Source organism: Pseudarthrobacter sp. PvP004 (assembly GCF_017876035.1).
In the GTDB taxonomy this organism is placed as follows: Bacteria; Actinomycetota; Actinomycetes; order Actinomycetales; family Micrococcaceae; genus Arthrobacter; species Arthrobacter aurescens_A.
In genome coordinates this window covers 3,119,956-3,132,768 of the sequence record NZ_JAGINL010000001.1, presented here as the reverse complement: position 1 = coordinate 3,132,768, position 12,813 = coordinate 3,119,956, and the positions used below count along the sequence as shown (strand labels likewise).

The 12,813-nt window shown below is 62.8% G+C and carries 9 protein-coding genes and 1 tRNA gene; 7 read left to right on the top strand and 3 right to left on the bottom strand.

What is annotated here, in order from left to right; translation table 11 throughout:
* Positions 1-6 precede the first annotated feature (6 nt).
* The gene (gene cycA, locus J3A64_RS14045; RefSeq protein WP_210064562.1) at positions 7-1,473 is read left to right on the top strand and encodes a D-serine/D-alanine/glycine transporter; all 1,467 of its coding nucleotides are present in this window, start codon (positions 7-9) and stop codon (positions 1,471-1,473) included.
* Positions 1,474-1,594: 121 nt separating this feature from the next.
* Here cycA and J3A64_RS14040 read toward each other — a convergent pair whose 3' ends face one another.
* From J3A64_RS14040 to J3A64_RS14030, 3 genes are all read right to left on the bottom strand, one after another.
* Positions 1,595-6,124: an ExeM/NucH family extracellular endonuclease gene (locus tag J3A64_RS14040; protein WP_374100548.1), complete on the bottom strand. Its 4,530-nt coding sequence runs from the start codon at positions 6,122-6,124 to the stop codon at positions 1,595-1,597.
* Positions 6,125-6,314: 190 nt separating this feature from the next.
* Positions 6,315-7,100, bottom strand: a complete 786-nt coding sequence (locus J3A64_RS14035) for a VOC family protein (protein WP_210064560.1) — start codon at positions 7,098-7,100, stop codon at positions 6,315-6,317.
* 193 nt (positions 7,101-7,293) lie between these two features.
* A tRNA-Ser gene (locus J3A64_RS14030) sits at positions 7,294-7,381 on the bottom strand.
* 101 nt (positions 7,382-7,482) lie between these two features.
* On the opposite strand from J3A64_RS14030, the gene J3A64_RS14025 reads away from it, so the two are divergent.
* From J3A64_RS14025 to J3A64_RS14000, 6 genes are all read left to right on the top strand, one after another.
* Positions 7,483-8,466: an NAD(P)H-quinone oxidoreductase gene (locus tag J3A64_RS14025; protein ID WP_011773589.1), complete on the top strand. Its 984-nt coding sequence runs from the start codon at positions 7,483-7,485 to the stop codon at positions 8,464-8,466.
* Between the two features lie 30 nt (positions 8,467-8,496).
* Positions 8,497-9,036, top strand: coding sequence for a PadR family transcriptional regulator (locus J3A64_RS14020; RefSeq protein WP_210064558.1), 540 nt, complete (start codon positions 8,497-8,499; stop codon positions 9,034-9,036).
* 229 nt (positions 9,037-9,265) lie between these two features.
* Positions 9,266-9,403: a hypothetical protein gene (locus J3A64_RS14015; protein ID WP_162486109.1), complete on the top strand. Its 138-nt coding sequence runs from the start codon at positions 9,266-9,268 to the stop codon at positions 9,401-9,403.
* 183 nt (positions 9,404-9,586) lie between these two features.
* Positions 9,587-11,857: a carbon starvation CstA family protein gene (locus tag J3A64_RS14010; protein WP_011773591.1), complete on the top strand. Its 2,271-nt coding sequence runs from the start codon at positions 9,587-9,589 to the stop codon at positions 11,855-11,857.
* Between the two features lie 12 nt (positions 11,858-11,869).
* On the top strand, positions 11,870-12,061 hold the full coding sequence (locus J3A64_RS14005; protein ID WP_011773592.1) for a YbdD/YjiX family protein: 192 nt from the start codon (positions 11,870-11,872) through the stop codon (positions 12,059-12,061).
* A 91-nt stretch (positions 12,062-12,152) separates the two neighbouring features.
* On the top strand, positions 12,153-12,809 hold the full coding sequence (locus J3A64_RS14000) for a bacterial proteasome activator family protein (RefSeq protein ID WP_011773593.1): 657 nt from the start codon (positions 12,153-12,155) through the stop codon (positions 12,807-12,809).
* Positions 12,810-12,813: the final 4 nt, after the last annotated feature.

The following is a 12,813-nucleotide window of genomic DNA, read 5'->3' as shown; positions in this document are numbered from 1 at the left end:
GTTCCTTTGACGATTCAGCGCCCGCCTTCCACCGGCACAGATTCACCCCACCTCGAGCGACAACTCAGCAACCGCCACATCCAGCTCATCGCCATCGGCGGAGCCATTGGCACCGGCCTCTTCATGGGATCCGGCAAGACCATTTCCGCTGCCGGCCCATCCGTCATCTTCGTGTACATGATCATCGGCTTCATGCTGTTCTTCGTTATGCGCGCCATGGGCGAACTGCTGCTCAGCAACCTCAATTACAAATCCTTCAGCGACTTCGCCGCCGACCTCCTGGGACCGTGGGCCGGCTTCTTCACCGGCTGGACGTACTGGTTCTGCTGGGTGATCACCGGGATCGCGGACGTGATCGCAATCGCGGGGTATTCCCAGGAACTTTGGCCCTCCCTGCCCCTCTGGGTGCCGGGCCTGATCACCATCGGCATCCTCCTGCTCCTGAACCTCGCCACCGTGAAAGCCTTCGGTGAGACGGAGTTCTGGTTCGCCCTCATCAAGATTGTGGCCATTGCGGCGCTCATCATCGTTGGCCTATTCATGATTTTCAGCGGCTTCCAGTCCGACGCCGGACCGGCCAGCTTCACCAACCTGTGGAGCCACGGCGGCTTCTTCCCGAATGAATTCATGGGCTTCGTGGCCGGCTTCCAGATCGCCGTCTTCGCGTTCGTGGGCATCGAACTCGTGGGCACAACAGCTGCCGAGGCCAAGGACCCCGAGAAGAACCTCCCCAAAGCCATCAACTCCATCCCCATCCGCGTGCTGCTCTTTTATGTGGGCGCGCTGATCATCCTCATGTCCGTCACCCCGTGGACCCAGTTTGCTGCCGGACATAGCCCCTTCATCGCCATGTTCTCGCTCGCTGGTCTCGGCGCAGCGGCCACCATCGTCAACCTGGTGGTGCTGACCTCGGCCATGTCGTCGGCAAACTCTGGCATCTACTCCACGTCCCGCATGGTGTTCGGACTCGCGCAGGAAGGCGACGCACCCAAGGTTTTCGGCGCGCTGTCCGGACGCAAAGTGCCCCGCAACGCCCTGTTCCTGTCCTGCATCCTGCTGCTGTCCGGCGTCGTCCTCATGTATGCCGGCTCGGACATCGGCAAGGCGTTCGACATGGTCACTACGGTGTCCGCTGTGTGTTTCGTCTTCGTCTGGTCCATCATCCTGGCGAGCTACCTTGCCTTCCGGAAGCGCCGCCCGCACTTGCACGAGTCCTCGGCGTTCAAGATGCCCGGTGGAGTGGTGATGGTGTGGGTGGTGTTCGCGTTCTTCGCCTTCGTCCTCTGGGCTCTGACCACGCAACCGGACACGCTCGCGGCCCTGTTGGCCACGCCCGTGTGGTTCATCATTCTGGGTGTCGCCTGGTTGATTCTCCGGCGCCGTCCCGCGCACTTGGCCCGTTACGAGGAGTTCAAGGCTGAGCTCCAGCGGGATGCAGAAAGGGACCGGGAACCGGAACCCGTGAACAAGTAACCGCGCAGGCCCAAAAGGCCGCAAACCAAAGGCAGGACCCCTCACGAAGAAGATCGTGAGGGGTCCTGCCTTGTACCGGCCTCGCGGGTACTGGCCTCTCGGCCCTGTGGCTCAGGGGCGGCTAGCCCCTCAGGCACCTCTGGTACTCCAACCAGGCAAAGCCGTACCGGATCCATCCCACGATGTCGTACCACTTGGACGGCTTGACGGGTGCGGTGCACTGCGGCGGGTTGGTGCCGCTTTCCGCCACGTTCACCAGCGTTTTCACCACGGTTCCGCTCTCGACGGCGGTCAGCACCAACGTGCCGGTGCCTGCAGCTGCCGCGGCGGGAACCTTGAGGTCCACCGTGGCGGTGCCCGCGGTCACCGGGACCGAACCGAGTGCCGATTCCGAGCCCTTGCCATCGACGAACACTGCATTCAGCGTTGCGTTGGCCGGGCTGCCGATGGAGGTGAGGTTCAGCTTGGAGATGGCCAGCGTAATGGACTCTCCGGCCTTGACCTCAGCCGCCGTGGAGTTGGCCACGGCAACGGAACGGCGTGCGAAGTCGGGCGAAACAGGGTTGTGCTCGCGCAGGTACTTGATCCACGCATCGCGGTCCACCAAGCCCGTGTCTTTGGTGTTGGTCCCTTCCTTGAAGACCCGGAAGTTGTCACCGCCGGTAGCCAGGAAGCTGAACGTCCCGATCCTGTACTGCTTGGCAGGATCGAGCACAGCACCGTTCACCCAGATGCCGGTGATGCGGTCACCTGCGGCGCGGGCGGCGTCGTAGGTGTAGTTGACGTTCTTGGACACGCCCAGCTGCTGGTAGGGGCGGCTGGGAATGGTGCCGTCGGCGTTGGTCTGCCACTGCTGCTCCAGGAGCGTCTTGAACTGAGCGCCGGTCAGCGACGTGGTCCAGAGATTGTTCACGAACGGCAGGACCGCGTTGGCCTCGGCGTAGGTGATGGTCCCGTCCGGTGCGTAGTACAGCTCATTACGCAGGCCTCCGGGGTTCACGACGCCGATCTCCGCCGCACCCAGTTCGGGAGCCTTGAGTGTATCCACCAGGGAGTCCGCCACCAGGTTGCCGAGCGTGGATTCGTTCGCGCGATCGTCCCGCTTGGGGGCGCCGCCGGCGGGATCCGGGGTGAAGGCCGTGGTGATATCAGCTGTCACCGCGCCTACCGGCTGGTTGCCGATCTCGGCAGCCTGGGCGAGGGCCTTGTCCACGATGGTTTTCACTGCCGCCACACGCGGGTAGGTGGCAACGAGGCTTTCAGCGGTCTCGGTAGTCCGGTCCACGATGGCGGCCTTGTAAGAGGTCACGGACTTGCTTGCGGTGTCCACTGTGAGGGTCACGCTGCCCACGTTCTCGCCGTAGTTGCCAGTCTGCACAATGGGGCGGGTCTTGCCGGTGGGCTGGCCGTTGGCGTCCAGGATCGGAGCGTCCCAGGCGTATTCCTTGTGCGTGTGTCCTGTGAAGATCGCGGCGACGTCGGGAGTGGTTTCGTTGACCAGCTTGGCGAACGGCCCGCCGGCTGCAACTTCCTGCTCCAACGTGGCGCCCTCGGGTGTTCCGGAAGCAGCGCCGTCGTGGTTTTCCACGATGATGAGGTCTGCCAGGTTGTCGGCCTTGATCTTCGCGGCAACCCGGTTGATGGCTTCCACAGGATCGCCGAACTCCAGATCCGCGATTCCGGCAGGGGTCACCAGGGACGGAACTTCCTGCGTGACAGTACCGATCACTGCTACCCGCATGCCGTTCATGTCCATCACCTTGTACTCCGGCAGGACCGGGGTGCTGGTGCCCTTCTGGTAGACGTTCGCGCCCAGGTAGGCGAACTTCGCGTTGGTACCTCCAGCTGTGACGCGGTCGCGCAGGTCCGCCCAACCGCCGTCGAACTCGTGGTTGCCTACAGCGGAAGCCTGCAATTCGAGCGCGTTCAAGACGTCGATGGTGGGTTGGTCCTTCGCCACTGAAGAAGCGAAGAGGGAAGCACCGATGTTGTCACCGGCCGAAATGAAGGCCGTAGCGCCGGGAGCAGCTGCAGCGCGGAGCTTTTCCACCGTTCCGGCGAACAGGACGGTGTTTGAGTCGATCCGCCCGTGGAAGTCGTTGATACCCAGGAACTGCAGGTCGACGGTTGCCGGTTGGTCCGCAGTCAGGTTCAGGCCCACCACCACAGGATCGTGGTCGCTGGCCCGGAACTCGTCCTGGGCATAGTAGTTGGTCACATTGTTGTTATACCTGCTGTACTCCAGCGCGACGGACTCCACGGAGTTGATGTTCCAGATGTCTGTTCCGGTCACCACCTTGCGGGCGGCAGGAGAAGCGAGGATGTGGTCCAGCGAGCCAACCATGCCTCCGAAGAGGTACGAGTGCTTGCCTGTACCCACCTCAAGGTCGGTGTAACCGGCGCCGGTGAGGACGTTGATGGGATCTTCCTTCGCGTAGGCGTTGAAGTCGCCGATCAGGAAGACCTTGTCCGTGCCCTTGGACGCCTGGAGGTCCTTGGAGAAGGCGAGCAGGGATTCAGCCTGCTTTGTGCGTGCGATGTTCGACGCGCCCTGGCCCTTGTCCGTGTCATCCGGGGTCGCGGCGGAGCCCTTGGACTTGAAGTGGTTCACGATCGCGATGAACTTTTTGTCATCGTCCCCGCCAACCGGCTTGAAGAGCTGCGCGAGGGGCTTGCGGGCACTTGCGAAGGCCACGGTGTCGTTGTGGATGATGGACTCGCCCACGGGCTCGGCCGCTGCCTTCTTGTAGATGAATGCTGTGCGGATCATGTCCTCGTCGCTCAGCGGGGGAGCGTTGGCGGGTGTGCGCACGTAGTCCCAAACACCGGGTGTCTTGACGTTGAGGGCATCCACCAGCTTGGACAAGGCGTCGTCGCGGTTCTTGCCGAACTGTGCCGAGTTCTCGATCTCTTCAAGGGATACGACGTCAGCGCCGGACTTGGTGATGGCGGCAACGATCTTGCTCTGCTGGCGCTCGAAGTTCTCCGCGTTGGCAGCACCGCGGGCGTTGCAGCCTTCCTTGACCGTGATCGGGTTGCCCTCGCGGTCGGTGTAGAAGACGCAGCCGGCCAGCTGGTCACCGGTGGTGGGGAAGTAGTTCAGCACGTTGAAGGAAGCCAGCTTGAGGTTGCCCCCCACGTCGGCGGGACCTTCGGGCCGGGAGGCGGTGAAGCTCGCCGGCTGGACAGAGCCAGCGTTGGCCGGGCTCAGCGCAGTCAGGGGCTGGAACTTCCAGGAGTTGTTGCCGTAGCCCAGGATGACGTCAGTCCGGAACTGCGCCGGGGAACCGACGCGGACAGGATCGGACGTGGTCAGGTAGGGCAATTGCTGGGCCTTGGTGGTGGCGTCCTTCAAGAAGTTGGTGGACGCACCGTCGTCGAGCTTGATCCCGCGCAGCGCGTTGTCCGCTACCACAGCGGCATACTCCGGCGAACCGTAGGTGGCTACCGCCGTCGGCTGTACCAAAGGCGATGTGCCGGCCGCGAGGCCGATCTCGCCGTACTGGTTCAGGGAGTAGTTGTCCGAGACCGTAAAGTCACCTTGCGGGGCCAGGAGCATGCCTTCCAGGCTTTCCCGGGCGGCCTCATTGGCTGGCAGCGTGAACGGCGTGGACTTAACCTCCGGCGCGGCTTCGGTCAGCTTCTTTAACCCCGCCGCCTCAACGGTCAGCTGGGTTTGGCTGGCGAATTCGCTGACCACACCGGTGAGCTGCACGTAGTCGCCCGGTTGGACCGTTGGCGCCGTCGACGGCGAATAGACGAACAAAGCGTCCGACGCCGTCCTGGCCGCCCCCGCGTTGTCCCCGCCACTTCCGGCGGTTTGGACGTAGTAGCCGTTGAAACCGCCGGTCGCATAGACAGCGGTGACCTTGCCGCTGGTTGTCACGGTGCTGCCAACAAACGGGCTGGCTGTACCGGTTCCTTGAATCTCGGCGATGGTCTTGACCCCGGGCTCGGGCTGGGGGTCAACGGGCGGGGTTCCGCTGCCGTTGGAGGCGGTGGGGGTGATGGTGGCGCTGAGGCTGAAATCCGCCGCGTTGGAGTCGGTGTCCGCACCATTGGTGCGGTTGAGGCTCTTAACGTCCGAGTTGACGGTGGGTGCGGTGGCAACGGCGGTCTCAAAGGTGTTGGAGGTGCCGTAGCCCAGGAGGTCAGCGATGGCTGCGTTGCCCGTCACCGACCCCGTCGGAAGGGGAGTGACGGCAGTGGCCTGCTTGGCCAGGATCAGCGTCCCGGTAGTTCCGCTGGGGTTCAGCGTGCCGGCTGCCTGGACATCGGCTTTGGGTAGTTCCGGCGCCGTGGACGTTTCGCTGTTGGTGGCGCCTTGGACCAGGAAATATCCCTTCGCGGGGATGCTGCCGGTCAGGGGCGTGATCCCCGTGGGCGCTGTGCTGGTAGTGGCAGACCGGTACTGCAGCGACCAGCCCGCCAGGCTGACCGGTGCGTCCGAGGAATTGTAAAGCTCCACGAACTTGTTCTTGAAGGCCGCACCGTTGCTGCCACCGCTGAGGTAGGCCTCGTTGATCACCACGGGCGATGCGCCGGCTGCGAGCTCATCAGCTGCAAAGGCCGGTACTGCCGTCAGCGGGGCGGTAATCAGCCCAGCCGACAGGACAGTGCCCGCCAAGGATTTCCAATGCATAAATTTCATCCGCTTGAACTTTCATCAGTGAGCCCTGTGGAGCTCCATGAATGGCGCCCACTGTCTTGTGAAGTGGGCGAGTGCCGGAAGTTACTCCCGGGTAAAGCTGCCTCGGACCTAGCTGAACACGAACGGATGAATGGAGGGTTGACCTGGGGTCAACAATGAGGGACCGTGCAACGGCCCAATAGCCCGACGACTAGGCGGTCTGGCCCAAGTCCTGGATCACCTTGAAAACGGCGCCGGTGGGGTCCGATAACGTGACCAAGCGCCCGAAGGGTGTGTCCTCGGCGGGCTGCATAATGGTGGCACCGAGGGACGCGGCTCGCTCAGCAGTGGCGTCCGTGTCTTCCACCGCGAAATACACACTCCACATGGAGGGGACCTGCTCGGGCAGGAAACCGGAGGCATCCATGATGCCCGCCTTGGCGTCGTCACCGGCACCCAGGGTTGTGTATCGGAATTCCGGAGTGTCGCTCATGACCTCCGTGTCCCAGCCGAAGACCTTCTGGTAGAAAGTGACCGCGGACTCGTAGTCCTTGGAAAGCAGTTCATGCCAGGCGGGAGCTCCGGCCTCAGCCGCCACCTCATAGCCCTTCATTTCACCGAACTGCCAGGCGCCGATTGCGGCGCCTGAGGCATCCCCGTACATGGCCATGCTGCCTTGCTCGGGGACCTCCATGGGTTCCATGAGCACCCGGCCGCCGTTGGCGGCAGCGGCCTCGGTGGTTGCTTTGATGTCGTCGGTGCGAAGGTAGGTGGACCAAACGTCCGGCATGGCCCCCATGTCCGCCTGCTTCTCCATGATGCCCGCAACCATCCGGCCATTCTTGGAAGCCGTGATGTAGCCGCCGTACTTTTCCTGGTCTCCGGTTTCATAGGTCCAGCCGAAAAGTGCCGTGTAAAAGGCCTTGGCCTTCTCCGTATCGGACGTCACAAGGTCGATCCAGCAGGGGGAACCGGGAGTGATGTCAGGCTTGGGCATGGGTAAGGCTCCTGTGGTTGTGCCGCGGCCAAAACTGCGGCTGATGTCTGTGTGGTGTGGAGACAGACAGAACACTATGCGGGGCCTCTGACAGTTTCAATGATCTTCCGGTTGTGAGTTATCAGTTCCGCACGGGAACCCTGGCTCAGACGCAAGAATGCCCCGGGTCCTGGGACCCGGGGCACCTCATTCGCGGAAGGTAAGGGATTTGAACCCTTGGTACGGGGTTACCGCACACTGGTTTTCAAGACCAGCTCCTTAGGCCGCTCGGACAACCTTCCTCGCCTAGTAGTGTTTCATAGGGAGTTGGCTGTTCCAAAACATCACGTCTTCCGGCCCCTGCCCCGGGGTCTGGAGACAAGCAAGAAACCGGGAGTTCGTCATGAAAGCCGTCTACATCTCAGAGCCAGGCGGGCCCGAAGTCCTCGAAATCCGCGAGGTCCCCTCTCCGGTGCCCGGCGAGGGCGAGGTGCTGATCGACGTCGTGGCTGCGGGCCTGAACCGTGCGGACGTCCAGCAGCGGCGTGGCTTCTATCCGCCGCCCCCGGGCGCCTCGGAAGTTCCTGGCTTGGAGGTCTCCGGCCGCATCGCCGCTTTCGGCCCCGGCGTCACCAAGGCATTCTCTGTGGGGGACAAAGTAGTGGCACTGTTGTCCGGCGGTGGCTACGCCCAGCAGGTCGCAGTCCCGGCGGAGCAGGTTCTCCGGATTCCCGACGGCGTGGACCTGATAACAGCGGCCTCGCTGCCCGAAGTTGCGGCCACGGTGTACTCGAACCTGATCATGACCGCTCAGCTGCAACCCGGCGAGACCGTGCTCATCCACGGTGCAACCGGCGGCATCGGCACCATGGCCATCCAACTGGCCAAGGCCTATGGCGCAAAGGTGGCAACCACGGCGGGCACTGACGAGAAAGTGGGTACCGCCAAGGCCTTCCTGGGTGCCGATATCGCCATCAACTACACCGAAGAGGATTTTGCTGAAAGCCTCAAGGCGCATAACGGAGGCAAAGGCGCGGACGTGATCCTCGACGTCGTGGGTGCCAAATACCTGCAACAGAACATCGAGGCGCTCGCCGACTACGGACGACTCATCGTCATCGGCCTGCAAGGTGGTACCAAAGCTGAGATTAACCTCGGCCAGCTCCTCAGCAAACGGGCTGCCGTCATCGGAACAGCCCTCCGGCCGCGACCGGTTACTGAAAAGGGAATCATCATGTCCGCCGTGCGTGAGTCGGTGTGGCCCATGCTCACCGATGGCCGGATCAAGCCCCTTGTGGCCAAGTCCTTCCCCTTGGATCAAGTCCGGGAAGCGCATGAATACTTTGACTCCGGCGAGCACGTGGGCAAAGTCCTCCTGCTCCTCTGAATCGTCCAACCAACCGCAGCGAGGAGCCTCATGTCCATCCGGCACAGCTTGCTGGCCCTGCTTCAGGACCAGCCCCGGTACGGCTATGAGCTGCGCGTCGAATTCGAGGACAGGACCGGGGCAGCCTGGCCGTTGAACATCGGCCAGGTGTACACAACGCTGGACCGGCTGGAGCGCGACGGCCTGGTCAGCAAAGACGGCGACGACGGCGGCGGGCACGTCGTGTACAGCATCACCGACGCCGGGGCTGAGGAAGTCGAAGCGTGGTTCGCCGGCGCAGTGGACCGAGGCAATCCTCCACGAAACGAAATTGCCATCAAGTTGGCGCTCGCGGTGTCGCTTCCGGACGTGGATGCCTCTGCGGTGATCCAGTCCCAACGGGAAGTCTCGGTCAAGGCTCTGCAGGAACATACGCAGGCGAGAAAGGCGGTCTCCGCCAACCAACGATCGTCGGATACCGCCTGGCTCCTGGTGCTCGATTCACTGATTTTCCAGGCCGAAGCGGAAGTTCGATGGTTGGATCTCTGCGAGGCGCGCATGGTGCAAGTTCAGCGCCGGCCGGGAGAGTGAACTGACTCCGCTTGATGCGGGCGGGTGCCAGACCCGTTCGGCCAATACCGGTGGTTTTGGTCTTCTTGGAGGAGCCCGTAGGCGTCTTGAATACGCGTCGTCGCTCCATGCCGGAGTCTCCAGGCGCGACCTCACCCTCATCACACTGGTTGAGGCAGGCATATGGTCCAGCGCCGGTGGACTGGCCGCCTCAGCAGGCGTCCTCCTGGCAGCACGTTTTGGTGCGCCGATGATCGCCACCGCACTCTACGGCCAAATCCTCACCATAGGACTTGCAGGCACCCTCGGGGCCATCACAGGAAGCCTCCTCGCTGCCACTCTCAGCCGCGAATCCCGGCTCTTCAAATATTTCAAGGAACGGAACTAGGCACATGGTCGCATCGGCGAGCAGGGTTGGCCGTTCGTCGCACCCTCGCCGCCGTTCGGCGCCGGATGTATGATGCTCCGGTGCGTTCCACATTGCACCAGTAACCTCCTTGGTAGCATGCCGGTGACGCGTGACTGCCAGGGCGGGCGTCCACGGCGGCAGAGCAGTTCTCAAGGAGGAGATATGGGCAAGGTTCCTGACCAGACCGGACTCGCGGAAGGACTGGATCCCACACTGCCTGCACCGGCCGTGGATGATTCTGTTCGCGAAGCCGAAGAACGAAAGTGGACTCCGGCCAAGATCGGGCTTTGGGTGGCGATTTCGCTGCTGGGAGCCGTGGCATGGTTCATGCTTGCGCTGGTTCGCGGCGAGACCGTCAACGCGATCTGGTTTGTCTTCGCGGCAGTTTGTACCTATTTGATCGGCTACCGTTTCTACTCCAAGGTTATTGAGCGCTATCTGCTCAAGCCCGATGATCGCCGTGCCACCCCTGCCGAGTACAAGGCCGACGGCAAGGACTACGTCCGCACGGACCGCAATGTCCTTTTCGGGCACCACTTCGCGGCCATTGCGGGCGCCGGACCGCTGGTGGGACCCGTCATCGCGGCCCAGATGGGTTACCTTCCCGGCACAATCTGGATCATCATCGGCGTCGTCCTCGCCGGCGCAGTGCAGGACTACCTGGTCATGTTCTTCTCCATGCGCCGCGGTGGACGTTCCCTGGGCCAGATGGCACGTGAAGAATTGGGCGTCATCGGCGGCACTGCTGCCCTCATCGCAACCCTGCTCATCATGATCATCATTGTGGCCATCCTCGCGCTGGTGGTGGTCAACGCCCTCGGCGAGAGCCCGTGGGGCGTGTTCTCCGTGGGCATGACCATCCCCATCGCGTTGTTCATGGGTGTCTACCTGCGCTTCATCCGGCCGGGCAAGGTGATGGAGGTGTCCATCATCGGCTTCGTGCTCCTGATGGCAGCCATCATCGGCGGCGGCGCCGTTGCCGGTACCGAGTGGGGTGCGGCCTTCTTCCACTTGGACAAGGTCACCATTGCCTGGGGCATCATCATTTACGGTTTCATCGCCGCAATCTTGCCCGTCTGGCTGCTCCTGGCTCCGCGCGATTACCTCTCCACGTTCATGAAGATCGGCGTGATCGTGATGCTCGCGCTCGCCATCATCGTGGTGCGGCCGGAGATCACCGTCCCGGCGTTCAGCGAGTTCGCCAGCCGGGAGAACGGCCCTGTGTTCTCCGGCGCACTGTTCCCGTTCCTGTTCGTCACCATCGCTTGTGGCGCCCTGTCCGGTTTCCATGCGCTCATTTCTTCGGGAACCACACCCAAGCTGATCGAGAAGGAACGGCAGACCCGCTTCATCGGTTACGGCGGCATGCTGATGGAGTCCTTCGTGGCCATCATGGCCTTGGTGGCCGCGATCTCGATCGACCGTGGCATCTACTTCGCCATGAACGCACCTCTGGCCCTTACCGGCGGCACTGTGGAATCCGCGGCGCAGTGGGTGAACAGCCTTGGCCTGGCCAATGTGAACATCACCCCGGACGTGCTGGCCCAGACCGCAAAGGACGTCGGCGAGGAAAGCATCATTTCCCGTTCCGGTGGCGCTCCCACGCTGGCAGTCGGTTTGGCGCACATCATGCAGCAGTTCATCGGCGGACCGGGGATGATGGCTTTCTGGTACCACTTCGCCATCATGTTCGAAGCCCTCTTCATCCTTACCGCCGTTGACGCAGGCACCCGTGTTGCCCGCTTCATGCTGCAGGACTCCATCGGCAACTTTGTTCCCAAGTTCAAGGAGGCCTCGTGGCGCCCCGGAGCCTGGCTGTGCACCGCCATCATGGTGGGTGCGTGGGGTGCCGTGCTCCTGATGGGCGTCACTGATCCGCTGGGTGGCATTAACACGCTCTTCCCGCTGTTCGGCATCGCCAACCAGCTTCTCGCTGCCATTGCGCTGGCGGTGTGCATGGCCATCACTGCCAAGCGTGGCGTGTTCAAATGGCTGTGGATCGTGGCAGCTCCGCTGGCGTTCGCGGCGGTTGTGACCATCACTGCCAGCTTCCACAAGATCTTCTCGCCTGTCCCCGCAGTGGGCTACTTCGCGAACAACCAGGCCTTCTCCAAAGCACTCGCTGACGGCAAGACGGAGTTCGGCACGGCCAAGACCGTCGCTGCCATGGAGGCCGTGGTCCGCAACACCATGATCCAGGGCGTGCTTTCGGTCATCTTCGTGACGTTGAGCATCATCGTGATCGTTGCTGCGCTGATTGCCACCATCAGGGCCATCCGTGCCGGCGGCGGTCAGGACCACGAGGACCCACCGGTTCCTTCCAAGGTGTACGCACCGGCGGGGCTGTTCCCGACGGTTGCTGAGAAGAAGTTGCTCGCGGAGTGGAACGCCTTGCCTGCGGAGAAACGGACCCAGAAGGCCGGCCATCACTGATGAAGGCTACCAATGAACACCGTCGTTAAAGGCCTCCGGGGCTTCGCCACCTACATGGGCTCGCTCATGGGTGCTGACGCGTACCGGAAGTACCTTGAGCATTTCGAAGCAAGCGGCCATTCCGGTCCCGCCATGACTGAACGCGAGTTCTGGCGGGACCGGATGGACCGGCAGGACAGCAACCCGCAGGGCAGGTGCTGCTGAGGCAGCACCCGGAAGGGAGTTTCGCTACGAACGAAGTCCAAATTCAGGGCCTGGACAGTGGTTCGCGTAAAGCACATGAGAGTATGAACGAATGAGCGATCTGAACAACATTCAGCCCACGGATGAGGCTTCGGACGACACCCCCGTGGAAGGAACCACGCTGGACGAGGGTACGGCAAGCCCGGAGGAGCAACCAGCCCCGCAGGGGGAGTCCGCGAAGGAGTCAGCCAAGCCCAAGGGCGGGAACCTTCACGAACTCGTGGATGAGCCGGCCAAGGTGATGCGTATCGGCACCATGGTCCGCCAGCTCCTGGAGGAAGTTAAGGCTGCGCCCTTGGACGATGCTGCCCGGGGTCGACTGGCCGAGATCCACGAGCGGTCCATCAAGGAACTTGAAGATGGGCTGGCTCCGGAACTCATTGAGGAGCTGGAACGGATCAGCTTGCCTTTCCCTGACGAGAAAGCGCCCTCCGATGCGGAGCTTCGGATCGCGCAGGCACAACTCGTCGGCTGGCTGGAGGGCTTGTTCCATGGCATTCAGGCCGCGATCGCCGCTCAGCAGGCCGCCAAGGAACACGCGGCCGCGCAGATGCAACTCCGTCAACTTCCGCCGGGGACTGTCATTGCGCCGGGTATCGTCATTGGCGAGAATGGCCAACCGCAGCGGGCGGCTGCACCCGGTGCACCCGGCGCTGCTGCCCAGGGCCGCAGGGAAGACCCCGACCACGGCCCGGGCCAGTACCTCTGAGTTC

Coding starts and splice junctions, on each gene's coding strand:
- J3A64_RS14040 (WP_374100548.1), bottom strand. CDS start 6,124: ATGAAATTTATGCATTGGAAATCCTTGGCGGGCACTGTCCTGTCGGCT.
- J3A64_RS14035 (WP_210064560.1), bottom strand. CDS start 7,100: ATGCCCAAGCCTGACATCACTCCCGGTTCCCCCTGCTGGATCGACCTT.
- J3A64_RS14025 (WP_011773589.1), top strand. CDS start 7,483: ATGAAAGCCGTCTACATCTCAGAGCCAGGCGGGCCCGAAGTCCTCGAA.
- J3A64_RS14020 (WP_210064558.1), top strand. CDS start 8,497: ATGTCCATCCGGCACAGCTTGCTGGCCCTGCTTCAGGACCAGCCCCGG.
- J3A64_RS14015 (WP_162486109.1), top strand. CDS start 9,266: ATGATCGCCACCGCACTCTACGGCCAAATCCTCACCATAGGACTTGCA.
- J3A64_RS14010 (WP_011773591.1), top strand. CDS start 9,587: ATGGGCAAGGTTCCTGACCAGACCGGACTCGCGGAAGGACTGGATCCC.
- J3A64_RS14005 (WP_011773592.1), top strand. CDS start 11,870: ATGAACACCGTCGTTAAAGGCCTCCGGGGCTTCGCCACCTACATGGGC.
- J3A64_RS14000 (WP_011773593.1), top strand. CDS start 12,153: ATGAGCGATCTGAACAACATTCAGCCCACGGATGAGGCTTCGGACGAC.